We start from the raw sequence: 22,665 nt of genomic DNA, 5'->3' as shown, positions 1-22,665 counted from the left end.
TACTTCCTCCCATTTATGTTTTCAGACTGGACGCAAGTGCAGTTTCCAAATCGGTCCAGAGGGTTTCCACATCCTCAAGGCCGACATGAAGGCGAATGGCGCGCGGGCTCACCGCAAAGCGCTCGAATGAGTTCACGCCGGGCGTCTGCGCCAACGAAGCGGCGACAGGAACGATCAGGCTCTCATGGCCACCCCAGCTCACGCCGAGGCGGAAATATTTAAGTGCATCAGAGAAGCGCGCAACATCAATTGTCTCGTCCACCTCAAAAGTGAACAGTCCGGTATAACCCATCAGGGTGGCACGGCCGGGGTGATTGGAATAAAACGGATGATGCACCTTCACCACGTGTGCATGCGCCTTCAGCCGCGCCGCAATGGTCAGCGTGCTGTCCATATGCTGCTTCAGGCGGAGCGGAAGCGTGCGCAATCCGCGCGTGAGCAGAAACGCATCCACCGGTGCCAGCTTGGCCCCGAAGAAGGGATGCGTCAGCTCATTGATCTTGGCGATATGCGCGGCGGAACCTGCTACCACGCCCGCCACCACATCACTGTGCCCGCCAATATATTTGGACGCAGAATGCAGCACCAGATCAATGCCCAGCATATGCGGCTTCTGGAAAATCGGCGTGGCCCAGCTGTTATCGATCGTTGTCACCACGCCATATTTCTTGGCAGCCGCAGCCAGCCGCTCCAAATCCTGCAACTCGAACACCATCGAAGTCGGGCTTTCGAGATAGAGCAATTTCGCGCCGGGCAAGGCTGCCTCAACAGCATCAGCATCGGTGCCGTCAACATAGTCAACCTTCACACCCATGCGCGGCAGCAGCTTTTCAAAAAAGCGATAAGCATCACCATAAAGATGGCGCACCGCGACAATGCGGTCTCCCGCCTGCACGACAGACATCACGGTGGCGGTAATCGCCCCCATGCCGCTGGCGAAGCCACGCGCGGCTTCTGCACCTTCCAGCGCAGCGATGCGGCGTTCGAAGTCGTGTACAGTCGGATTGCCCACACGCGTGTAGACATAACCATCCTTGCGCTGCCCCGCGAACGCCTGCTGCATCTCGGCAAAGTCTTTGAAGGTGAACAGCGAGGTCTGATAAATGGGCCCAACCACCGGCTGGTGCTCATGCGGTGCATCTTCGCAAACAATGCGCGAGGCTTCGGCCAGTGCGGCGGCGGCGCGCGCGGGATCGGGCATCATGATTGCGATTCCTCAGGAAACGCCTCGCGGATTTCCCGCTCCACGGAATCAATCAGCTTCCACGCTTCAGCGCGCGCCGTATCTGGGTCGCGCGCGCGAATGGCTTCATACATCGTGCGGTGAAACGGAAACGAAGCCGCCGCAAAATCCGGCAGCTTCAACGTGTTCTCCCACAGCTGATGCAGCAAATCGCGCATCGAGCTGATGATCTGCGGAAAGAATGGATTGCCAGTGGCATGATAAAGCGTCTGATGGAATTGCCAGTCAGCCTCGGAACCATCGCCCGCCGCATGTGCGGTTTCCATCGTCTCCAGCGCGTCGCCGATTTTGGCAACCGTCGCATCGCTGGCGGAACTGGCGCACAAAGCCGCAGCTTCGCCTTCCAGCGCGCGCCGCACTTGCAGGATTTGCAACAGGCTGCGCACATTGGATGGCTTGGCCAGCACCAGCGGCACATGCACCAGATTGGTGCCCACTTTCACCCGCAGATAAACACCGCTGCCTTGCCGGCGTTCAATGATGCCTAAAGTTTCCCAGCGCTTCAGCGCCTCACGCAAGGTGGAACGGCCCACGCCCAGTGCCTCGCACAACACGCGCTCGCTCGGCAAACGCCCACCGGGATTGATTGCCGCGCGGTCAATGAATTCGACCAATGATTCCAGCACCGCAACTTCCAGCGCCTTTGGCCGCGCCAGGCGGCGAAGCTCCAATGAGTTGACTTGCGAGGGAACTGCGAGTGTCATACTGGTCCGATGGTCTGGTTGTCAGACCAATCTAGGAATGAGTTGGCGGCCAAGTCAATGCGCCAGTTTCATGCGTGAGACATAAAATGACAAAACTTGCGCTCGACGACTTCTCACCCAGGCCGCAACTGGTGCGCCGCGAAACAAGGATTGAGCGTCCGCGCTTTCCAGTCATCGACGCGCATAATCATCTCGGCCCCGATTTCGGCGGTGGTTGGGATACCAAACCCGTTTCACAATTGATCGATACGCTCGACCGCGCCGGCGTGCGTTGTTACGTCGATCTTGATGGTGGTTGGGGCGAAGACATTCTTGATGCCCGCTTGAAGAAATTCAAGGAGCCGCATCCCGATCGCTTCATCTGCTTCGGCTCACCGGGTTGGAAGCACTGGGCTGACGATGGCGCGCAATTCGGAGAGAAAGCGGCCAAAGGATTCCGCGCGCAAGTCGCACGCGGCGCGCAAGGCCTGAAAATCTGGAAGAATTTCGGCCTGCATGTGAAGGATCACACAGGTGCGCTGGCGAAGGTGGATGATCCATCACTGGCACCGCTGTGGGAAACCGCAGGCGAACTCGGCGTGCCGGTACTCATCCATGTGGCCGATCCCGTTGCCTTCTTCGATCCGCTGGATGCCACTAACGAACGCTGGGATGAACTTCACGCCCATCCCGATTGGCAATTTCCATCGCCGCCATTCCCCAGCTTCATGAGCATCATGGACGCTTTCGCCAATCTGGTACGCCGCCACAAGCAAACCACTTTCATCGGCGCGCACGCCGCGTGCTACGCCGAAAATCTCGGCTGGGTCGATACGCTGATGGACGAATGCCCAAACCTGCTGATTGATTTCAGCGCGCGCATATCGGAGCTGGGCCGCCAGCCCTTCACCGCGAAGAAGCTGCTCACCAAACACAAACACCGGGTTCTCTTCGGCACCGACAGCGGCCCCAGCATTCCCATGTACCAGACTTACTATCGCTTTCTCGAAACTGAGGATGAGTATTTCGATTACAATCCCCTCGGCCCGCCCACTCAGGGCCGCTGGCAGATCTATGGCCTGGCGCTGGGCGATGAGGTTTTGAAGCCCATCTACTATGACAACGCCGCGCGCCTGTTCAAATTGCCGCAATAATTCAATTTGTGCATCGCAACGAAATGTGAAAGCCTAAGGCCATAGGAACTTGAATTCACATGGCCATCAAGGCAGCACTGTACCATCTGACCCACTACAAATATGACAGGCCGGTTTCGCTGGGTCCGCAAGTCATCCGCCTGCGGCCAGCGCCGCACAGCAGAACGCGGGTGATTTCGCACTCGCTGAAAGTCTCGCCCGCCGATCATTTCGTGAATTACCAGCAAGACCCTTACGGCAATTGGCTGGCGCGTTTCGTTTTCCCCAATCCGGTCACTGAGTTCAAAATCGAAGTCGATCTCGTCGCTGATATGACGGTCTATAATCCTTTCGATTTCTTCGTCGAAGACAGTGCCAAGGATTGGCCTTTCCAATATGACATGGATATCGGCCCCGATCTGGTCATCTACCGCGAGGTGGAACCGCCTGGCGCGCTTCTGAACAAATTTCTCGCCAGCATTGATCGCACCCCGAAAAACACCGTGGATTTCCTGGTCGATCTCAACGCCCGCGTGGCGCGCGATGTGGGTTACATCGTGCGCATGGAACCCGGTGTGCAAACGCCGGAAGAAACCTTCGAACGCGGCACCGGCTCTTGCCGTGATTCAAGTTGGCTGCTGGTGCAAACGCTGCGCCATCTCGGCTTCGCCGCTCGCTTCGTCTCCGGCTATCTCATCCAGCTGAAGCCCGATCTCGTAGCGCTCGATGGTCCCGCCGGAACTGATCATGATTTCACCGATCTTCATGCCTGGGTGGAGGTGTATATCCCCGGTGCAGGCTGGATCGGGCTTGATCCCACCTCCGGCCTGCTCACCGGTGAAAGCCACATCCCGCTGGCCGCCACGCCGCATTACCGCAACGCCGCGCCCATTTCCGGCGCCGCCAGTTTCGCCAATGTGGAATTCGGTTTTGACATGCGCGTCACCCGCGTGGCCGAACATCCGCGCATCACCAAACCGTTTTCTGATGAAGCCTGGGCCGCATTGCTGGAGCAGGGCAAGGCGGTGGATGCCGCGCTGGAAAAAGGCGATGTGCGCCTCACCATGGGCGGCGAGCCGACTTTCGTGTCCATCGATGATTTCGAATCTGGCGAATGGAATGCCGATGCCGTAGGCCCCACCAAACGCGTGCTGGCCGACAAGCTGATCCGCCGCCTGCGCGACCGTTTCGCCCCCGGCGGCTTTCTGCATTACGGCCAAGGCAAATGGTATCCCGGCGAGACTCTCCCGCGCTGGACCTTCTCGCTCTATTGGCGCCGCGACAAGCAGCCGATCTGGTCTGACCCCACTCTGATCGCCAAGGAAGATTCGGCGAACAAGCCCACGCCCGAACTGGCCGAGCAGCTGCTCAAGACCATCGCGTCCGAACTCGGCGTGGAAACAAAATTCGTTGCCCCCGCCTACGAAGACCCCGCCGAATGGATCATGAAGGAAGGCAATCTTCCCGATAACGTCACACCAGAAAATTCCGAACTGAAGGACCCGGAAGAGCGCAACCGCATCGCCCGCGTCTTCACCCGTGGCCTCACCACGCCATCAGGTTTCGTGCTGCCCATCCAGCGCTGGCAATCGAAAGCCAGCGGTCAGTCCTGGCGCTCCGAATCTTGGAAGACCCGCCGTGGTCACTTGTTCCTCGCCGCCGGTGACAGCCCGGTGGGTTACCGCCTGCCGCTGGGCAGCCTGCCGCATGTGAAGGAATCTGATTATCCCTTCATGCATATTGCCGACCCCAGCGTTCCGCGCGGGCCGCTGCCCACTTTCACTGCAGAAGAAAAACCCCGCGAACAAGCCGTCGCTTCATTCAACGCCGCCGAACCCACGCAGGAGCGTATCGAACAAAAGCTCGGCGATGTCGATGGCGTGGTGCGCACCGCGCTGTCGGTGGAGCCGCGCGATGGCCGCCTGAATGTCTTTATGCCGCCCACGGAAAAGCTGGAAGATTATCTCGAGCTCGTCGCCGCCGCGGAAGCCGCCGCCAAGGCGCTCGGCGTTCCGGTGCATATCGAAGGCTATGCCCCGCCGCCCGATCCGCGCATGAATGTGGTGCGCGTGGCGCCCGATCCCGGCGTGATCGAAGTGAACATCCATCCCGCCACCAATTGGGATGAATGCGTTTCCATCACCCAAACGGTTTACGATGAAGCGCGCCAATGCCGCCTCGGCGCTGACAAATTCATGATTGATGGCCGCCATGCCGGCACCGGCGGCGGCAACCACGTGGTCGTCGGTGGCGCAACCCCTCTCGACAGCCCCTTCTTGCGCCGGCCCGATCTGGTGAAGAGCCTCGTGCTCTATTGGCAGCGCCATCCCAGCCTCTCCTATTTGTTCTCCGGCATGTTCATTGGCCCCACCAGCCAGGCCCCGCGCATCGATGAAGCACGGCATGACAGCCTCTACGAACTCGAAATCGCGCTCGGCAACGTGCCAAGCAAAGACGCGCCACGCCCGCAGCCTTGGCTGATCGACCGTCTGCTGCGCAACATTCTGGTCGATGTCACCGGCAACACCCACCGCGCCGAAATCTGCATCGACAAACTCTATTCGCCCGATGGTCCCACGGGCCGTCTGGGTCTGGTGGAATTCCGTGGCTTTGAAATGCCGCCCGATCCGCGCATGAGCCTGGCGCAGCAATTGCTCATCCGCGCCATCATCGCACGCCTTTGGGCATCGCCCCTCGAAGGCACCCCGGTGCGCTGGGGCACCACATTGCATGACAGGTTCATGCTGCCACATTTCGTCTGGGATGATTTCAAGGACATACTCGCTGATCTCTGCCAGCACGGTTTCAAGATGCGCGAAGAATGGTACGAAGCGCAGGCCGAATTCCGTTTCCCCTTCTGCGGCGATATTGAAGTGGAAGGCGTGAAACTGGAACTGCGCCAAGCGCTAGAACCGTGGCATGTTCTGGGTGAAACCGGCGCCATCGGCGGCACCGTGCGCTATACTGACAGCTCGGTGGAACGCCTGCAGGTGAAACTCACCACCGCTGATGCCAGCCGCTACAAAGTTACTTGCAACAAGCGCGTAGTGCCTTTGCAGCGCGCCGGAAATTCCAGCGTTGCCGTGGCCGCCGTGCGTTACAAGGCGTGGCAGCCCACATTGGCGCTGCATCCCACCTTGCCCGTCAACGCGCCTTTGACCTTTGATATCTATGACACCTGGTCAGGCCGCGCGATCGGCGGCTGCGTCTATCACACCGGGCATCCCGGCGGCCGCAGCCATGATACGTTCCCGGTCAACAGCAACGAGGCCGAGGCCCGCCGTCTCGCGCGCTTCGAAGCTCATGGCCACACGCCGGGTGCCTTTGTGCCCGCAGCAGAATCGGTCCATCCTGACTTTCCCTTGACCCTTGATCTCCGCCGCGCCCCCGCCTGACAGAATGCAAACCCAGCGACAGCCAGCATCCGGACATTCAAAATTGCTGGAGCATTATCGCGCACTCGACGGCACGCCCGATGAATTGATCGGTCCCGAGGGTCAGATCAGACCGGCCTGGGCACCGCTCATTGCAGCACTCGAAAGCATGACACCGGCAGACCTCGCGCACAGAATCTCGCGCGGCACGCGTTACCTGCGCGATGCCGGCGTGTTCTACCGCCGCTACGGAACCTATGATTCAACTGAGCGTGAATGGCCGCTCAGCGCCATGCCGGTGGTGATCGACGAAGACGAATGGGCCGGCATCAGCCAAGGCCTCACCGAGCGCGCCAATCTGCTGGAGCAAGTGGTCAGCGATCTCTACGGCGCCAACACGCTGGTCGCCAATGGGCATCTTCCCGCCAATCTGGTGGCGGATAATCCGGAATGGTTGCGGCCCCTCGTTGGCGTAAAACCGCGGGGCGGAAACTTCCTGCATTTCCTCGCCTTTGACATTGGCCGCGGGCCGCAAGGCCAATGGTGGGTGCTGGGTGATCGCACGCAGGCGCCATCAGGCTCTGGCTTCGCGCTGGAAAACCGCATCGCCACTTCGCGCATCTATTCAGAGATTTTCACCGGCTCGCACGTACATCGCCTGGCCGGATTCTTCCGCACATTTAGAGACACTCTTCTGGGCCTGCGCGCTGAAGAAGACAGCCGCGTCGGCATCCTCACCCCCGGCCCGATGAACGACACCTATTATGAGCACGCCTATATCGCGCGCTATCTCGGCTTGATGCTGCTGGAGGGTGAAGACCTCGTCGTGCGCGAAGGCCGCCTGATGATCCGCACAGTCGCGGGCCTGCATCCGGTCAGCGTGTTGTGGCGCAGGTTGGATGCCGCCTGGGTTGATCCGCTGGAGCTGGATGAGAACTCGCATCTTGGAACGCCGGGCTTTCTCGAATCTGTGCGGCAGGGCTCCGTCACGCTGGTCAATGCGCTGGGCTCCGGCATTCTCGAAACCCGCGCCTTCCTGGCTTTCCTGCCGCGCATCTCACAGGTGCTGGCAGGAAAGCCATTGGCCCTGCCCAATGTAGCCACTTGGTGGTGCGGACAGGAGGCCGAGCGGAATTATGTGAAGGCTAATGCCGATCGCATGACACTGGGCAATGCCTTCGCCACTCGCCTGCTGTTTGATTTTGATGACATGCGCACTGCGAAAGACACCGTGGCGGCATCCCTTCACGATCAGATGTCCGGCTTTGTGGATCGTGGTGCTGGCAATCTGGTCGCACAGGAAGTGGTGACCCTTTCAACTGCGCCGGCCTTCAAGGATGGCAAGCTGTCGCCGCATCCGATGAGCCTGCGAGTGTATCTCGCCCGCAATGCTGATGGTTGGCAGGTGATGCCGGGCGGCTTTGCCCGCATCGGCCGCGCCGGTGGTACGCCTTCGCTTAACATCCAGAATGGTGGCGCCGCCGCCGATGTGTGGATCGTTAGCAAGAAGCCGGTACGCGCCGAAACCCTGCAGGAATCAAGTACTGCACCCTTCGCGCGCCAGCAGCAGGCGATCCTGCCCAGCCGCGCGGCGGATAATCTGTTCTGGATGGGCCGTTACGTGGAGCGCGCCGAAAACATGATGCGCATGCTGCGCGCCTTCCATCTGCGGCTCGCCGAAGCGGGCACCACCGAAACGCCTTTGCTCGAACACATCGCCGAACATCTGGAATGGCTGGGCGCAGAATCTGAAACCGGCATTTCTTCAGGCGTGGCGCAAACCTTGGCCTCAGCCACGGGCGCTGCCAGCCGCATCAGAGACCGCCTATCGGTTGATGGCTGGAATGCCTTGGCCGATCTCTCCAAGACCGTGGGCCAATTGGCTAAGACGGCAAAGCCGGGTGATGACATGGCCCGCGCCATGGGCGTGCTGCTGCGCAAGATCACCGGCTTCTCAGGTCTGGTGCAGGACAATATGTACCGCTCGCAAGGCATGCGTTTCCTTAGCGTGGGCCGCAGCCTGGAACGCGCCAGTGGCCTTGCTTCGCTACTCGCAGACTTTGCTGATCCAAAGGCTGTCGAAGGTTGCCTCGATCTCGCGGTGGAAGTGGCCGACAGTGTAATGACCCACCGCCAGCGTTACGCTGTGGCCACCAACCGCGCCACGGTCGTTGATCTGCTCGCGCTTGATCCCTTGAACCCGCGTTCAATCCTCTATCAGCTCAACCAGATTTCGGAACACACCTCGCATCTGCCGGGCGCAGATCCTGAAAGCCCGCTGACACCTTTGCAAGGCGCGATCCTGCAGGTGCGGACCAGCCTTTCGGTGGCCAAGCCGGAGTCCATCGATACAGAATTCCTCTCTGGCATCGCCGATGAAATGGCGCGGCTATCTGACCTGCTCACCTCGGCCTATTTGCGGTAGGGTGGAAGCGGATGCTTTACGATATCACCCTCAATGTCAGCTACACTTACGATTACCCCGTACAATCCAGCCGCCAGATCGTGCGCCTGCTGCCCGCCGATCTTGAGGGCGAGCAGCGGCAGATCGCTGGCATTCTGGATGTTGATCCCAAGCCCGCCGAATGGCGCATCCACACGGATTTCTTCGGCAACAACGCCGCTGAACTGGTCTTCTACGATGCACACGAGGATGTCGAATTCTCCGTCAAGTCGCGCGTCGAACGCTTCGAGCGCGCTGCACACAATGGCGATCTGTCCTTCGATCAGTTGAAGGCCGACATCACCAATCACCGCAGCCTCGGTCCGTGGTCGCCGCATCATTTCATCGGCGCCACCTCACGCGTGCCGCTGGACCGCGCCACCACGGACTATGCGCGCAAGGCGCAGGGCGATGAAACCCAAGTCATCGCAGCCATCATCGCCATCGCCCGCGCCATCAAGCGCGACTTCAAATTCGATCCCAAGGCAACGACTGTTGAAACACCTTTGCTCAAAGCCTTCCATGGCCGCCGTGGCGTTTGCCAGGATTTCTCCCACATCATGATTGCCTGCCTGCGTGGCATCGGCATTCCTGCAGCCTATGTCAGCGGCTATCTGCGCACCATTCCGCCGCCAGGCAAGAAGCGCATCCAGGGCGCCGATGCCATGCATGCTTGGGTGCGGGCTTGGTGTGGCGCTTCCGTCGGCTGGATTGAATACGACCCCACCAACGCGATGTATGCCGGCGCTGACCATGTCATCATCGCGCGCGGCCGCGACTATGCTGATGTCGCCCCCATCAAGGGCGTGCTGCGCAGCCAGGGCGAACACACCAGCACCCAGAAGGTCGACGTGATCCCCGTCAATGCGTGACGTGGATCAGCTCATGGATGAATTTCAGTTTCGCAGCGATCCCATCTGACAGCACGAAGGGATAGAAGTCGCTATTGCCGATGGACCGGTTCATCGCGTTCATCGCCACCGTCAGCGGCACCCAGGCGTTGATCAGGGCCTCAAAGTCATAAGCCTGATAGGGTGATGCCCCTTGGGCAAAAAGCTGCTCGGTCGGCCCGATGGAATATCCCTCCGCCGTCTCAAGCCCATCCACCATGTGGAAATAATGCGCCCAGGTCTCGGCAAAATCCTCCCACGGATGGGCGGTGGCATAGGCGCTCACAAAGCTCTTCTCCCAGCCAAGAGGTGCGCCAGATTGGTAGTGGTTTTGAAGGGCCACACCATAGTCCTGCCGCTCGTCTCCAAACATGCTCCGAAAAGCCTCTAAATGGCTCCCATTTGCTACCAAACGGTCCCAATAATAGTGCCCGATCTCGTGTCGGAAATGGCCTATCAAAGTGCGGTAAGGCTCGCCCATCGCCACCCGGTGGCGCTCGCGCACATCATCGTCAGCCTCCGCAATGTTGATGGTGATGAGCCCGTCATCGTGCCCGGTCGTAACGTTTCGGTGCTGCCCTCCAGGCAAAAGTTCATCGGATTTAAATTCGAATTTCAAAACATGCCCATCCGACCCGTCGATAGGTAGGCCGAATTTCAGTAATGAATAGAACAACATACGCTTGGCGCGTTCCAGCCGTGCCCAACGATCAGCATTCCCCATAAACGACAAATCAGGAATAACTTTCGTATGCCGGCAGCTCATGCAAAGCGATGAGTTATCAGTTTCCCAGTTGCACCCAATTGCAACGCGATTGGCGCAAGGCAGCGTGAGAAGCTGAAACTGATCACCCAGATGAGAATAAATCAGTTCACTCCCACACGACAAACAAGCCGTGTTTTCAAAATGAATTTCATTCGAGCATTTCGGACAAAAGTATCGACGCATGCGCGCTGTTTACAGCGTTGCCGCGCGTTGCAACAGGCCAGCGCGAAAAAAGAAACTGCCATCTGTGATGGGAACCAGTTCGCACGTGCAACGTTGATGGCGAACCACGGAGGGTAAACATGCAACTGGAATTCCAAGTCATCAAAGAAGGCGCTGTCGTTTTCAAATCCACCTTTGCGGAAACACTACGCACGCGCATGGCCGATCTGACTAACCGGGCGCTTGAAGACTTTCAGGAAACCAGTCCGCATATTTCCCTGACCGACGTGACGATGAAATGGGAAACTGTGCCGTCAGAGGCATGATGGCAGGGCGTGGCTATTCCACGCCCATGACCAATCCTTCGATATCGTGCTTCTGCGAAATCGGCACCAGCTTGTCCACCACGCGGCAGATCAAATGCTTCCGAACCACTTCGGGCAGCGCATCGTAATAGTCCTGCGTGACCATCATATCATGCAACGCTGAATGCCCGGCCCCTGGTGCATCGACGCCTAGCACCATCACTGGCCGCGCAATCGGCGAACCATGCGCGGTGCCGCGGTGGATAGTCAGCGCAGAGCGGCAAGAAATATCGCCCCGCTTGGGAAATTTACGAACGCCACGCGCTGCAAATAGGGGCCATTCTTCCTTGACCGGGAACATTTCATGGTTCCAAGCGCGGCCGTCTTCCCACTGTGTGCCGACAGCGATTTCAAACGGCCCCATGTCCTCCGTGACATCAACGCCCGTCAGGTTGAATGCGAGCGAAGTGATCTTCTTCTGTTCATAGGTATCTGACGGTGAAGGAAAGTCTCGGTGCCAGGGCTGGTTCTTCGCACCCTGGAACGGCACATCAAATCCGATCTCTACGATTTCATAATCCGGCCCGCATACCGCCCGCGCCATATCAACCACCCACGGATGCGAGGTCAGTTCGGCAAATCCTTTGAAATCCTGCGGGTGGATTTCAACATACCAGCGCCGTGGCCCGCGCCCGACGGCACCGCCCGGGCGCTGGATGGCAGACCAGAAGGCCGTCATCATGTCTTCGCGCATGGCATCAACCCATTCGGCGGGGAATGCGCCTTTGTGCGCAACGATGCCGTCTTGATAGAGCGTCTTTACGTCGTCAGTTACAGCCATATCTATTTCCTGCCTCAAACTTCTGGAATGTTTTCACGGAATATCACTTGTAGGCGCGGCGCATGCTTTTCAAAATGCTTGCCGGTGATCGCACCTTCGAGAGCGTTCAACGCCTCGCGCGCTTCCACGCGCGGGTTCTGGTCGATGACGGCATCAAGCGTGCCATCCAATAACAGGCGCCTGGTGTCTTCTGTTGCTTCATGGCCGATCAGCAGCACGTGCCGGCGCAAATCCTTGTCGCGCAGTGCGCGCCCGATCCCGGAATTGCCCGCACCCACATTATAGATCGCGGTCAAATCCGGATGCCGGTCCAGCACCTCCATCGAAATTTCATAAGCGTGGTCCGGATCGTCCATCATTTCCAGCTGCTCGACGATCTGTAGTTGCTGACTTTCTTCCGCCAGCACATGCCTAAAACCCATCTCGCGTTCTTCATGCCCGCGATAGGATAACGAGCCCGAGAACATTGCGACCTTGCCGGACCCGTTGCCCGCGTAGAAACGATGCACCAGATAGCCTGCCAGTCGCCCAGCCGCGCGGTTGTCGATGCCGATATAGGCCACGCGTGGCACATGCGCGATGTCGGATACGATGGTAACGATCTTGACGCCACGCGACGCCACGCTGCGGATCGCCTCGCGTACATCCGGATGATCCAGTGCGACAATACCGATGCCATCTGAGGCGCCGTCGAAGGATCGGATTGTCTCGGCAAGCACATGCGGGTTGATGCCGTCTACCCCAGTGACTTTCACATCAAGATTGGTGCGCCCGGCAGCTTGCGCTTCAATCTCACCACGCAGCAAGTCCATGAACTGGTTGCGCGCGGTAGGTAAGATGAAATCGAGTTTGAGCCTTGGCCCCACTGGGCCAAGCTTGTCGGCTTCCTCTTCGCGGCCCTCGAAATGGCCGAGTTGCCGGGCGACCGAAAGCACTGAAGCCTTGGTGCGGGCCGACACATTGGCTCGGCCATTCAGCACACGGTCCACTGTCGCCGTCGAAACGCCAGCTTGCCGTGCAATGTCTTCTATGGTGGTGCGCAACCTAAAAAGTCCCTTTGATCAGCCCATTTTGATGGAAATTGATGTGCTTGACAATCAAATTGATTGCTTATTAGCTGCCCTCAGGCATTTTCCTCTGATGCCGCCTTGCCTGCCTGACTTGAACAAAATCAAAAATTCGCAATTCAGCGAAAACATAATGGGAGAACGCTATGTTGAAGAGACGCAATCTGCTGTCGGCTGCCGCAGCACTGCCAATGGCCGCGCTTGCTGGCAAAGCCAAAGCCGCAGGCGCCGGAAAAACCTATTACTGGATTTCACATGGCGGCCCCGCCGACCCGGTTTGGACCTACTTCCTCGCAGGTGCAAATATGTGGGCCGCCGATACCGGTGCCACGGTGAAAACCTCTTTCCATTCGGGTGACGTACCGTCGCATCAGGAGGCCGTGCGCGCCGCCATCGCGGCAAAGCCCGCAGGCATCGTGACCACCAGCCCGGATCCGGGCAGCCTTGTTCAGGTTGTCGATGAGGCGCGCGCCGCTGGCATTCCCATCATTAATTTCAACACGCCAGACCCCAAGGCCAATTTCCAGGCCTATGTCGGCGCTGATCTCGGCGTCGTTGGCAAAGGCTGGGCCGCCTATCTGGTGGACAAGGGCCTGGTGAAGGATGGCGGCTTCATCTGGATGCCGGTTGAGGTTCCGGGCGCCACCTATGGCGTGCAGGAAGCTGAAGGTGCATCGACGATCCTGAAGCCCAAAAACATCACCTGGGAAGTAACCGATACCACGCTCGACCAGGCCGAAGTGATCAACCGCATGGCGGATTATCTCACCGCCAACCGCAAGAAGATCAACGGCATCATCGGCCTCGGCGATCTGGTCACCGGCAGCATCAAGCGCGTGTTTGACCAAGTGGGCGTGAAGCCCGGCGAAATCCCGGTCGTCGGTTGGGGCAACTCGACGGATACGACACAAGAAGTGCTGAACGGCTATGTGAATGCTGCCCAATGGCAGGACCCGCAGGCGACGAGCTATATGGCCCTGTCGCTGGCAGCCATGGCATCCAACGGCATTCCACCCGGCTTCAACATCATCACCGGCGCGCTCTATGGCAAAGACACCGCCGCCGTTTACGACAAGATCCTTTCCTCCAAGTAAGGTGCCACCAAAGTCCGGTCCGCTTTCCTCGCGGGCCGGACAACTTGTTTCTCAGGAGAGATCACTCATGGAACGTAAATGGGTGCAGCAATTGATCGCGAAGCCGGAACTCGGCCCCTTCATCCTGCTGCTGCTGGAGCTCATTGTCTTCACCGCCATCAATCCGGAATTCCTTTCGGCGTTGAATGTATCCAACGCACTCACCTTCACAGTGGAGCTTGGCCTCATCGCGCTGGCAATGACCCTTCTTATGACATCAGGGGAATTTGATCTCTCGGTCGGTTCCGTCTTCGGTTTTTCTGCCGTGATGATGTGGACTCTGTTCAATACCGGCTGGGTCTCCATGCCCATCGCTTTCGTCATCACCTTGGCGGCCGCCATGTTTATCGGCTGGGCCAATGGGATGCTGGTGACCAAGCAGGCGATCCCATCATTCCTTGTCACACTGGGCATGTTGCTGGTGGTGCGCGGCACGGCGCTCTACACCACGCAAGGTTTCCCGCAAAACACCTGGCGCGCTGATAATCAATGGCTGGCGCAGGTTCTGGTGGGTGACACCACCGTCTTCGGCATCAGGCTTTACATGTCGATGCTGTGGTTTGTGCTGGCGGCACTTGGCACCCATTATGTTCTCACCCAAACGCGCGTGGGCAACTGGATTCAGGCTTCAGGCGGCAATGCCGGCGCTGCGCGGGCGCGCGGTGTGCCGGTGGCGCGCGTCAAGATTATGCTTTTCATGTTCTCTTCGCTGATGGCAGGCTTGGCAGGCATCATCAGCTCAATCCGCACCCAGGCGGCCAACCCCAATTCAGGCACTGGCTACGAATTGGAAGTGATTGCGATGGTGGTGATCGGCGGCACAGTATTAACCGGCGGTCGCGGCACCATCATCGGCACGGTGTTGGGCATTCTCATCCTGCGCCTGATGCGCAATGGCATCGTGCTCATCGGTGTGCCGGGTCTCGCCTATAATATCTTCATCGGAGGCATCATCCTGGGCATGATGGTTCTGCACAATTACCTCGAACGCCGCCATCATGCGGGGACTTGATCATGGCTGATGACCTCATTCGCATGTCCAACATCAATAAGCACTATGGCCGGGTGCAGGCGCTGACCAATGTCAACCTTTCCGTCCGCCACAACGAGATCGTCGGCCTGTTGGGTGATAATGGCGCTGGCAAATCCACGCTGATCAAGGTGCTCTCGGGCGCTGTTCCGCTGAGTTCTGGTGAAATCCACATCAAAGGCAAGAAGGTGGACATGCACACCACCGCCGATGCCATCGCCAATGGCATCGAGACGATCTATCAGGATTCCGCCCTCGTGCCGCAGCTGTCGATTGCCCGCAATCTCTTCCTCGGGCGCGAGCCGGTCAAAGCGCCGCGCTTTCTGAACCGCATGGATCATGAAGCGATGAATGGCGTGGCGCGCGATCTTCTGAAGCGCGTTGGCATTTCAAAGAACATCCCGCCGTCAACGCCCATCGGTTCGCTTTCGGGCGGCGAACGCCAGGCGGTGGCCATTGCGCGTGCCATGCATTTCGACAGTGATCTGATCATTCTCGACGAGCCCACCAACAATCTGGGCGTGGCTGAAACCCAAGGTGTGCTGCGCTTCGTGCGTGGTGCACGTGACAGCGGCCATTCCTGCATTTTCATCGCGCACAATATTCATCACGTGTTCCAGGTGGTGGACCGTATTGTGGTCATGCGCCGTGGTACGGTGGTGGCAGACGATATCGATCCCAAGAAAAAGACCATTGCGGAGGTCGAAGACATCATCACCGGCGAGATGCACTGATGACAACACTTTACGGCAAGAAGCAGAACGCTGCTTCCCTAGCGGAACGCGCCGGCAGCCTCACGCAATTTGGCGGCGTGCGGCTTGTCACTTTTGGCGATGGCGTGGAACGCGGCATCCGTGTGCTCGAATTCCGCACGGGTTCAGGCCTTACATTCTCGGTGCTGGTGGACCGCGCCATGGATATTTCCGATCTCGCCCATAATGGCCGCGCCATGGGCTGGCATTCGCCCACCGGCTTTCGTCACCCCGGCCTGCATGAGCCGGAAGGCGAGCAGGGCCTTGGCTGGACCAGATCTTTTTCCGGCTTCCTCAGCACCTGCGGGCTCGATCACATCCTGGGCCCGGAAGAAGTGCCCGCCGAAAACTATAATTATCCGCGCAAAGCCACCGTGAAGCAGTCCTTGCATGGCCGCATCAGCGGCATTCCCGCGCGTCTTACCGGCTACGGCGAAACCTGGAATGGAGATCGCTGCGTGCTCTGGGCCGAAGGTGTGATCATCCAGGCCGCCGTGTTCGGCGAAGTGCTGCAATTGCACCGCCGCATTGAAGCGGATCTGGGCGGCAATGAAATCCGGCTCACCGACCGTGTGGTCAATGCCGGTTTTGCGGTGACACCACACATGTTCTTTTACCACATCAATATGGGCTATCCGCTGGTCGATGAAGGTTCGCGCTACCTCGCGCCCATCAAGGATGTGTCTTGGGCCTCGCATGAATCCGGCGGATTGGAGAAGCAGGGCGTGGGGTATCGCCGCTGCCCATCACCGATCAATGGTTTCAGTGAACAGGTCTGGGAATACGACATGGGCGCTGATGCAAAAGGCCATACGCCTGTCGCCGTGGTCAATGATGCTCTCGGCATCGGCATGTTGATCGAAACGCAGAAGTCGCAATTGCCCTGTTCCTATCAGTGGCAGAATTTCCAGTCCGGCCACTACGTGATGGCAGTTGAACCCTCAACGCATCATGCAAAGGGCAATCTGTTTGCGCGCGGGCGTGATGAAATGATCTGGCTGAAAGCTGGCGAACAGCGGACCTATGACACACGCTTCATGGTGTTGGATGGCGCAGCGGACATCAAGAAGGCAGAGCAGCAAATTGCCGCCATTGCCCGCCAGCCTGACACCGATTATCCAAAGCCTTCGGGAAAGTTTGTCCCACTGCATGGAGCCGCAGGAAAGAAACCATGACGATCTCCGCTGCCGCCTATAAGAAGCGCGACTACAGTCTGACCGGTGAAGAGAACCGGCGTGCCGTGCAATTGGGCCTAGCCTCGGCGGATTGGTATCATTCCGAAATTCCGCGCGCCACGATGAAGGAACTGATGCAGCGCAAGGATGGTCCCGCTATCCGCGATACCATCATCTGGTTTGCCCTGCTGCTGATCTCGGCTGCGGGCGGAATCTATTTCTGGGGCTCGTGGTGGGCTGTGCCTTTCTTCCTGGTGTATGGCGTAATGTATGGCTCGGTGTGCGATTCACGTTGGCATGAAGCGGGCCATGGGACGGCGTTTCGCACCCGCTGGATGAATGATGTGGTCTATCACATTGCGTCATTCATGGTGATGCGCAACCCGACCAGCTGGCGCTGGAGCCATGCGCGCCATCATTCCGATACGATCATCGTGGGCCGCGACCCTGAGATCGGCTTCATGCAGCCGCCCGACATCATAATGGGCGTGCTGCATTTCATCGGCATCCCCGACATCTATTATCACTTCAAGATCATCTTCAAGAATGCATTGGGCATCGTCACGGCGGATGAGCAGGATTACATCCCGGAAAATGAGCGCAAGAAGGCGATCATGTGGGCGCGCATTCATGTTGCGATCTACGCTGCGGCCATCATCTGGGCAGTGGCTACGTGGTCCATTCTGCCACTAATGCTGATCGGCTTGCCGCGCATCTATGGCACGTGGCACATGGTGTTGACGGGCCTGATGCAGCATGCTGGCCTCGCCGAAGATGTGCTGGACCATCGCCTGAACAGCCGCACGGTCTATATCAACCCGATCAGCCGCTGGATTTATTGGAACATGAATTACCACGTGGAACACCACATGTTCCCTATGGTGCCCTATCACGCGCTGCCGCGCTTGCATGCCTTGATCAAAAATGATCTGCCCACGCCCAATTCATCCATGTGGAATGCCTATGTGGAAATGGCGCGAGGACTTCTGCGTCAACGCAAGGAGCCCGGCTATTACATTCGCCGCGAATTGCCGCCCGGCGCACGGCCCTATAAAGACGGCTTCCACAATGTCAGCATCGAACAGGGTGAGATCGCAGCGGAATGACATCGCCACGCAAAAAGCCGACGGTCGCAGACCTCAAGGCACTGAAGGGCAAGACGCAGCTCACCATGCTGCGTTATTTCTCTATGGATGAAGCAGCGGCGGCAGAGCGCGCCGGCATTGATATCGCATCGGTACCAGAGGCGCTGGTGACAGATCCCGAATACCGCAAGGCCGCACCAACCGTGTTCTCGATGACGGGCAAAGCCCATCTTGAAGCTGGCACGCCGGATGAATACCTGCGTTATTCTGGCAAGATGCTGATGGCAGGCGCCGATGCGATTTACTGCTCAGGCAGCATGGAAACGGTGAAATATCTCACGAAAGAATTCATCCCCATCGTCGGCCATGTCGGCCTCGTGCCGTCACGCGCCACTTGGACCGGCGGTTTCGTCGCCGTGGGCAAAACCGCTGAATCCGCAATTGCGCTCTATGACGAATGCCGCCGCTATCAGGATGCGGGCGCCTTCGCGGTGGAAATCGAAGTGGTGCCCGTCGAAGTCGCAACCGCGATCAGCGCCAAGCTCGATCTGTTGCTTTGGTCAATGGGCGCTGGCCCGGGCTGCGATGCACAATATCTTTTTGCCGAAGATATCCTCGGCACCAATCGCGGGCACATGCCCCGCCATGCCAAAGTGTACCGCAATTTCGCCGCCGAGTATGACCGTCTGCAGGAAGAGCGCGTGAAGGCGTTTCAGGAATTCCGCAGCGATGTGGCGAGCGGGGCCTATCCGCAAGACAAGCATGTGGTAAAGATGGACCCAAGGGAACATGCAAAGTTCCTCAAGGGCATCGAATGAAAACAGCCGGAAAACGCGCGTCCAAAGTACCTCGTGACTATGAAGCTTTAAGAACCGAACTCGTTGATCGCGCTGGAAAATTTCCGAAGCGGTTGGAACAGGTGGCGCGCTATTTTTTGAACCATCCGGAAGAGGTGGCGATCAACACTCTGGTGCGCCTCGCGGAGCAGGCTGAAGTTCCACCGGCAACTATTACAAGATTCACCAAAGAGCTTGGCTTTGCAGGATTTGCTGAACTGCAGGGCGTATTTCGCGAGCGCCTTCTGGGTCCGCGTCTGCCCTATGCCGCACGCATGGCGGAGCCTCGCATGCAGCCAGGTTCGAGTGCTGATTTGGACGAGCCAAAGCAGGTTTTTGGAGGTTTTATCGAGGCGGCCGTACAGTCTCTGTTACGCATCGAAGAGGCGCTCGACCGGAAGCAATTGGATGCCTTTGTGGATGCTCTGGCGAAGTCAGACTCGGTCTATGTGGCAGCCGCACGCGGTGCCTTTGGCCTCGGTGCCTATGCGGTTTACGGCCTCTCTAATGTAGGCAAAAGGGCGCATTTGGTAGACAATTTGGGAGCCATGCGGAGGCTCCAAGTGGCTGCGATGAGGCCCGGTGAAGCCCTGTGGGTGATGACCTTCGATGACTACACACCGGAAACGGTGGAGGCCGCCAAACTTGCCGCCAAACAGGGCAACCCGGTACTGGCGATCACCGACAATGAACTCTCGCCGGTGGCCAAACTGGCCAAGCATGTTCTCTATGTGAATGAGGCCCGGCTTGGCCATTTTCGTTCGCAGGTGCCAGCCATGGTCGTATGCCAGGCAATCATTGTCAGCCTCGGCCGCCGGCTCGGTCTCCCGGCAAAATGAAATGAAATATTCAAAAATGAAAAAATGAAATGAAGATTGCATTTCCGTAAGAAGGTGATATCGTTTCGGCCAAGGAAGAAACGACAAGATGAGTAAACTCACATTTGATTTTTCCGGCGCCCGTGTACTGGTCGTCGGAGCCAGCCGCGCAGGAATTGGCGCTGCCATTGCGCGCGCCTTTCAGGATGCGGGAGCGCATGTTGAAATCACCGGGGCTGAAGCAGCACCTGCGCCAGAAGACCAGGCGCGCTTCACCTATCATCAGCTGGATGTAACTGATCTCAACGCGGTGCGCGCACTCGCAACCAAAACCGAAAAGCTCGACATTCTCGTGAACGGCGCGGCCATCACCTCGCGCGGCGAGGAAATGGCGCCGGAATTTTTCCAGAAGGTTGTTGACGTAAATCTGTTCGGCACCTTCCGCACGGCGGAAGCTTTTCATGCGCAATTGAAAGCGGCGAAGGGCGTGTTGATCAACATCGCTTCCATGTATGCCAGCTTCGGCAGCCCGCGCAATCCGGCTTACGGCGCCAGCAAAGCCGCTGTGCAGCAGCTCACGAAATCACTCGCTATCGCCTGGGCACCGGATGGCATCCGCGTCAACGCGATTGCGCCGGGCTTCATCGTGACCGAGCAATCGGCCAAGAGCCGCACTGATCCCAATCACGTCGCCGCCGTCAATCTGCGCACGCCGATGGGGCGCTGGGGCAAGCCCGAAGACATCGCACCACCCGTGCTGTTCCTCGCCTCGCAAGCCGCAGGCTTCATGACCGGCACATGCCTGGCCATTGATGGAGGATATTCCGTTGTCTGATCCAAGCGCGATTGGTGCAGCCGTCATCGGCACAGGCTTCATCGGCACAGTGCATATCCAGGCGCTGCGCCGCCTTGGCGTGAAAGTTGTCGGCGTGTTGGGTTCATCGCCCGAACGTTCCTCCACTCGCGCAGGCGCACTCGGCATTGCCAAGTCTTATGGCTCGCTCGATGAGTTGCTAAAAGACCCGGCAATACAAGTTGTGCATGTCACATCGCCGAACCACGCACATTATCCACAAGTAAAGCAAATCCTCGCCGCTGGCCGCCATGTCATCTGCGAAAAGCCATTGGCGATGACCTCGGCTGAATCGGCGGAAATGGTGAAGCTCGCCGCAGCCTCCGGCAAGGTCGTCGCAGTCTGTTACAACACGCGCTTCTATCCCTTGAACCAGCAAGCGCGCGGCATGGTACAGGCGGGTGACCTCGGCGACATTCGTTTTGTGACCGGGCATTATCATCAGGACTGGCTGGCCAAGCCGACTGACTGGAACTGGCGGCTGGAAACCGATCAGGGCGGCGTGCTGCGTTCAGTCGGCGATATCGGCACGCACTGGCTTGATCTTACCAGCTTCATCACCGGCCAGCGCATCACGGCTGTGATGGCCGAGCTTTCGACCTTCATCACCGAGCGGCAGAAGCCCACGGGTCCAGTTGAAACTTTCACCCAGTCGAAAGGCGCCACGGAAGCTCGCAAGATTGAAACCGATGATGCCTCCACCATCATGTTGCGCTATGCCAACGGCGCGCGCGGTGTGATGTCCACCAGCCAGATCAATTTCGGCCGCAAGAATTCACTGCAATGGGATGTGGCGGGTGCTGCTGCATCAGCCTCATGGGATTCCGAAACGCCGGATCATTTGTGGATCGGCCACCGTGATGGGCCGAACCAGATTTTGCAGCGTGACGCTTCGCTGATGAACCCGATGGGTGCCGCTGCAGCCAGCCTGCCGGGCGGCCATGTGGAAGGCTTTGCCGATACATTCTTCGCGCTGTTCCGCCAGGTCTATGAGGACGTGGCCAAGGGCAAGCGATCGCCCACTTCAACCTATGCGAGCTTTGAAGATGGGCACTATGAAATGCTGGTCTGCGATGCTGTAATCAAAAGCGCCATGACCGGAGCGTGGGTCAGTGTTTAAGCAACGGGCGATGACATGAAACTTGGAATCCTCACGGCGCCATTCGCCGATACTGAATTGAATGCCGTGGCCGATTGGGCCGGCTCTGTTGGATTTGAAGCACTGGAAGTGGCCTGCTGGCCCGCCGCTGCTGGAGAAACCCGTCGCTATGCCGGAACATCTCACATCAATGTCGATGGCTTGAGCAAGGGCAAGGCCAGCGAAATCACCGGCGCGCTGAAGGACAAAGGCGTCAGCATATCCGGCCTCGGCTATTATCCCAATCCGCTGCATGCCGATGCCGAGCACCGCGCACAAGTGATCGGCCATTTGAAGAAGGTGATCAGCGCCGCCGCTTTGATGAAAGTGCCTGTCGTCAACACCTTTCTCGGTGGTGACCGCACCCTCAACGTGGATGAAAACTGGAGACGGGCCGAAGGCATTTTCGGTGAAGTCGTCTCCCACGCCAAAGACAACGGCGTGATGCTCGCCATCGAAAATTGCCCGATGATTTTCTCCTATGACGAATATCCCGGCGGCCACAACATCGCCTATTCGCCGAAAATCTGGCGCCGCATGTTTGAAACCTGGGGCAAGGATATCGGGATGAATTTCGATCCCAGCCATCTGATCTGGCAGATGATTGACCCGGTGCGTTTCATCCATGAATTTGGCGAGCGCATGGTGCATGTTCATGCCAAGGATTTGATGATCGACCAGGACAAGCTTTACGAAAATGGCATCATGTCACTCGGCATTGGCTGGCAAGTGCCGCGCATGCCGGGGCTTGGTGATGTGAAATGGAATGACATATTTGCTGCGCTTTATCGTGCTAAATACGATGGCTCAGTGATCATCGAACACGAAGACCGGACGTTTGAAGGAACAGACGAAAAGGTCAAAAGGGGATTCCTGTTGGCGCGGGATATACTGCGCCCCTTCGTGAAATAACGCGCCTTGAGAAGAAACTGAAAACC

General features: G+C 58.3%; 20 protein-coding genes. 15 read left to right on the top strand and 5 right to left on the bottom strand.

Annotation, left to right across the window (positions count from 1 at the left end):
• Positions 1-13: 13 nt before the first annotated feature.
• Positions 14-1,204 carry an aminotransferase class I/II-fold pyridoxal phosphate-dependent enzyme gene (locus F8B91_RS08520; RefSeq protein ID WP_246714997.1) on the bottom strand — a complete coding sequence of 397 codons (1,191 nt, stop codon included), beginning with the start codon at positions 1,202-1,204 and terminating at the stop codon, positions 14-16.
• Positions 1,201-1,947 (bottom strand): FadR/GntR family transcriptional regulator, encoded by a 747-nt coding sequence (locus F8B91_RS08515; RefSeq protein ID WP_196503286.1) that lies wholly within the window; start codon positions 1,945-1,947, stop codon positions 1,201-1,203. Before F8B91_RS08515 ends, F8B91_RS08520 begins: the two co-directional genes overlap by 4 nt.
• An 86-nt stretch (positions 1,948-2,033) precedes the next feature.
• On the opposite strand from F8B91_RS08515, the gene F8B91_RS08510 reads away from it, so the two are divergent.
• Genes F8B91_RS08510 through F8B91_RS08495 form a run of 4 tightly spaced genes read left to right on the top strand, consistent with a single transcriptional unit; the run spans position 2,034 to position 9,748 of the window.
• A complete protein-coding gene (locus F8B91_RS08510) occupies positions 2,034-3,080 on the top strand; it encodes an amidohydrolase family protein (protein ID WP_196503285.1) in 1,047 nt (348 codons plus the stop codon).
• A 59-nt stretch (positions 3,081-3,139) separates the two neighbouring features.
• Complete coding sequence (locus tag F8B91_RS08505; RefSeq protein ID WP_196503284.1) at positions 3,140-6,454, top strand: DUF2126 domain-containing protein; 3,315 nt, start codon at positions 3,140-3,142, stop codon at positions 6,452-6,454.
• A gap of 4 nt (positions 6,455-6,458) precedes the next feature.
• Complete coding sequence (locus F8B91_RS08500; RefSeq protein ID WP_196503283.1) at positions 6,459-8,858, top strand: circularly permuted type 2 ATP-grasp protein; 2,400 nt, start codon at positions 6,459-6,461, stop codon at positions 8,856-8,858.
• Between the two features lie 11 nt (positions 8,859-8,869).
• Positions 8,870-9,748: a transglutaminase family protein gene (locus tag F8B91_RS08495; RefSeq protein WP_196503282.1), complete on the top strand. Its 879-nt coding sequence runs from the start codon at positions 8,870-8,872 to the stop codon at positions 9,746-9,748.
• On the opposite strand, the gene F8B91_RS08490 is transcribed toward F8B91_RS08495, so the two are convergent.
• The gene (locus tag F8B91_RS08490; protein ID WP_196503281.1) at positions 9,738-10,715 is read right to left on the bottom strand and encodes a zinc-binding metallopeptidase family protein; all 978 of its coding nucleotides are present in this window, start codon (positions 10,713-10,715) and stop codon (positions 9,738-9,740) included. The genes F8B91_RS08495 and F8B91_RS08490 overlap by 11 nt on opposite strands.
• Before the next feature lie 119 nt (positions 10,716-10,834).
• Between F8B91_RS08490 and F8B91_RS08485 the strand changes: the two genes are divergently transcribed.
• A complete protein-coding gene (locus F8B91_RS08485; RefSeq protein ID WP_196503280.1) occupies positions 10,835-11,020 on the top strand; it encodes a hypothetical protein in 186 nt (61 codons plus the stop codon).
• Between the two features lie 13 nt (positions 11,021-11,033).
• Here F8B91_RS08485 and F8B91_RS08480 read toward each other — a convergent pair whose 3' ends face one another.
• Together F8B91_RS08480 and F8B91_RS08475 are read right to left on the bottom strand one after the other, a co-directional pair.
• Entirely contained in the window at positions 11,034-11,840 is an 807-nt protein-coding gene (locus F8B91_RS08480; RefSeq protein ID WP_196503279.1) for a phytanoyl-CoA dioxygenase family protein, read from the bottom strand.
• A gap of 14 nt (positions 11,841-11,854) precedes the next feature.
• Complete coding sequence (locus F8B91_RS08475) at positions 11,855-12,883, bottom strand: LacI family DNA-binding transcriptional regulator (protein WP_196503278.1); 1,029 nt, start codon at positions 12,881-12,883, stop codon at positions 11,855-11,857.
• Between the two features lie 215 nt (positions 12,884-13,098).
• Between F8B91_RS08475 and F8B91_RS08470 the strand changes: the two genes are divergently transcribed.
• The 10 genes from F8B91_RS08470 (at position 13,099) to F8B91_RS08425 (ending at position 22,639) form a co-directional block, all read left to right on the top strand.
• Positions 13,099-14,001, top strand: a complete 903-nt coding sequence (locus F8B91_RS08470) for a substrate-binding domain-containing protein (RefSeq protein ID WP_246715180.1) — start codon at positions 13,099-13,101, stop codon at positions 13,999-14,001.
• A gap of 67 nt (positions 14,002-14,068) precedes the next feature.
• Entirely contained in the window at positions 14,069-15,052 is a 984-nt protein-coding gene (locus F8B91_RS08465; RefSeq protein WP_196503276.1) for an ABC transporter permease, read from the top strand.
• A 2-nt stretch (positions 15,053-15,054) separates the two neighbouring features.
• A complete protein-coding gene (locus tag F8B91_RS08460; RefSeq protein WP_196503275.1) occupies positions 15,055-15,804 on the top strand; it encodes an ATP-binding cassette domain-containing protein in 750 nt (249 codons plus the stop codon).
• The gene (locus tag F8B91_RS08455) at positions 15,804-16,997 is read left to right on the top strand and encodes an aldose 1-epimerase family protein (protein ID WP_196503274.1); all 1,194 of its coding nucleotides are present in this window, start codon (positions 15,804-15,806) and stop codon (positions 16,995-16,997) included. Before F8B91_RS08460 ends, F8B91_RS08455 begins: the two co-directional genes overlap by 1 nt.
• Positions 16,994-18,103, top strand: coding sequence for a fatty acid desaturase family protein (locus F8B91_RS08450; RefSeq protein ID WP_196503273.1), 1,110 nt, complete (start codon positions 16,994-16,996; stop codon positions 18,101-18,103). Before F8B91_RS08455 ends, F8B91_RS08450 begins: the two co-directional genes overlap by 4 nt.
• Positions 18,100-18,900, top strand: coding sequence for a 3-methyl-2-oxobutanoate hydroxymethyltransferase (locus F8B91_RS08445; protein ID WP_196503272.1), 801 nt, complete (start codon positions 18,100-18,102; stop codon positions 18,898-18,900). The genes F8B91_RS08450 and F8B91_RS08445 overlap by 4 nt, the downstream gene beginning before the upstream one ends.
• Positions 18,897-19,757 (top strand): MurR/RpiR family transcriptional regulator, encoded by an 861-nt coding sequence (locus tag F8B91_RS08440; RefSeq protein WP_196503271.1) that lies wholly within the window; start codon positions 18,897-18,899, stop codon positions 19,755-19,757. The genes F8B91_RS08445 and F8B91_RS08440 overlap by 4 nt, the downstream gene beginning before the upstream one ends.
• 88 nt (positions 19,758-19,845) lie before the next feature.
• The gene (locus F8B91_RS08435) at positions 19,846-20,571 is read left to right on the top strand and encodes an SDR family NAD(P)-dependent oxidoreductase (protein WP_196503270.1); all 726 of its coding nucleotides are present in this window, start codon (positions 19,846-19,848) and stop codon (positions 20,569-20,571) included.
• A complete protein-coding gene (locus tag F8B91_RS08430; protein WP_196503269.1) occupies positions 20,564-21,709 on the top strand; it encodes a Gfo/Idh/MocA family protein in 1,146 nt (381 codons plus the stop codon). Before F8B91_RS08435 ends, F8B91_RS08430 begins: the two co-directional genes overlap by 8 nt.
• 15 nt (positions 21,710-21,724) lie before the next feature.
• Complete coding sequence (locus tag F8B91_RS08425) at positions 21,725-22,639, top strand: sugar phosphate isomerase/epimerase family protein (protein ID WP_196503268.1); 915 nt, start codon at positions 21,725-21,727, stop codon at positions 22,637-22,639.
• Positions 22,640-22,665: the final 26 nt, after the last annotated feature.

The sequence above is a fragment of the Aestuariivirga litoralis genome, assembly GCF_015714715.1.
Lineage (GTDB): Bacteria > Pseudomonadota > Alphaproteobacteria > Rhizobiales > Aestuariivirgaceae > Aestuariivirga > Aestuariivirga litoralis_A.
This window is presented reverse-complemented; position numbering and strand designations above follow the sequence as displayed.

Bases quoted from the DNA above. Each gene is read 5' to 3' on its own strand.
- F8B91_RS08485 (WP_196503280.1), top strand. From the start codon at position 10,835: ATGCAACTGGAATTCCAAGTCATCAAAGAAGGCGCTGTCGTTTTCAAA.
- F8B91_RS08500 (WP_196503283.1), top strand. From the start codon at position 6,459: ATGCAAACCCAGCGACAGCCAGCATCCGGACATTCAAAATTGCTGGAG.
- F8B91_RS08425 (WP_196503268.1), top strand. From the start codon at position 21,725: ATGAAACTTGGAATCCTCACGGCGCCATTCGCCGATACTGAATTGAAT.
- F8B91_RS08490 (WP_196503281.1), bottom strand. From the start codon at position 10,715: ATGCGTCGATACTTTTGTCCGAAATGCTCGAATGAAATTCATTTTGAA.
- F8B91_RS08465 (WP_196503276.1), top strand. From the start codon at position 14,069: ATGGAACGTAAATGGGTGCAGCAATTGATCGCGAAGCCGGAACTCGGC.
- F8B91_RS08470 (WP_246715180.1), top strand. From the start codon at position 13,099: ATGGCCGCGCTTGCTGGCAAAGCCAAAGCCGCAGGCGCCGGAAAAACC.
- F8B91_RS08445 (WP_196503272.1), top strand. From the start codon at position 18,100: ATGACATCGCCACGCAAAAAGCCGACGGTCGCAGACCTCAAGGCACTG.
- F8B91_RS08520 (WP_246714997.1), bottom strand. From the start codon at position 1,204: ATGATGCCCGATCCCGCGCGCGCCGCCGCCGCACTGGCCGAAGCCTCG.
- F8B91_RS08505 (WP_196503284.1), top strand. From the start codon at position 3,140: ATGGCCATCAAGGCAGCACTGTACCATCTGACCCACTACAAATATGAC.
- F8B91_RS08435 (WP_196503270.1), top strand. From the start codon at position 19,846: ATGAGTAAACTCACATTTGATTTTTCCGGCGCCCGTGTACTGGTCGTC.
- F8B91_RS08515 (WP_196503286.1), bottom strand. From the start codon at position 1,947: ATGACACTCGCAGTTCCCTCGCAAGTCAACTCATTGGAGCTTCGCCGC.
- F8B91_RS08450 (WP_196503273.1), top strand. From the start codon at position 16,994: ATGACGATCTCCGCTGCCGCCTATAAGAAGCGCGACTACAGTCTGACC.
- F8B91_RS08460 (WP_196503275.1), top strand. From the start codon at position 15,055: ATGGCTGATGACCTCATTCGCATGTCCAACATCAATAAGCACTATGGC.
- F8B91_RS08440 (WP_196503271.1), top strand. From the start codon at position 18,897: ATGAAAACAGCCGGAAAACGCGCGTCCAAAGTACCTCGTGACTATGAA.
- F8B91_RS08455 (WP_196503274.1), top strand. From the start codon at position 15,804: ATGACAACACTTTACGGCAAGAAGCAGAACGCTGCTTCCCTAGCGGAA.
- F8B91_RS08480 (WP_196503279.1), bottom strand. From the start codon at position 11,840: ATGGCTGTAACTGACGACGTAAAGACGCTCTATCAAGACGGCATCGTT.
- F8B91_RS08495 (WP_196503282.1), top strand. From the start codon at position 8,870: ATGCTTTACGATATCACCCTCAATGTCAGCTACACTTACGATTACCCC.
- F8B91_RS08510 (WP_196503285.1), top strand. From the start codon at position 2,034: ATGACAAAACTTGCGCTCGACGACTTCTCACCCAGGCCGCAACTGGTG.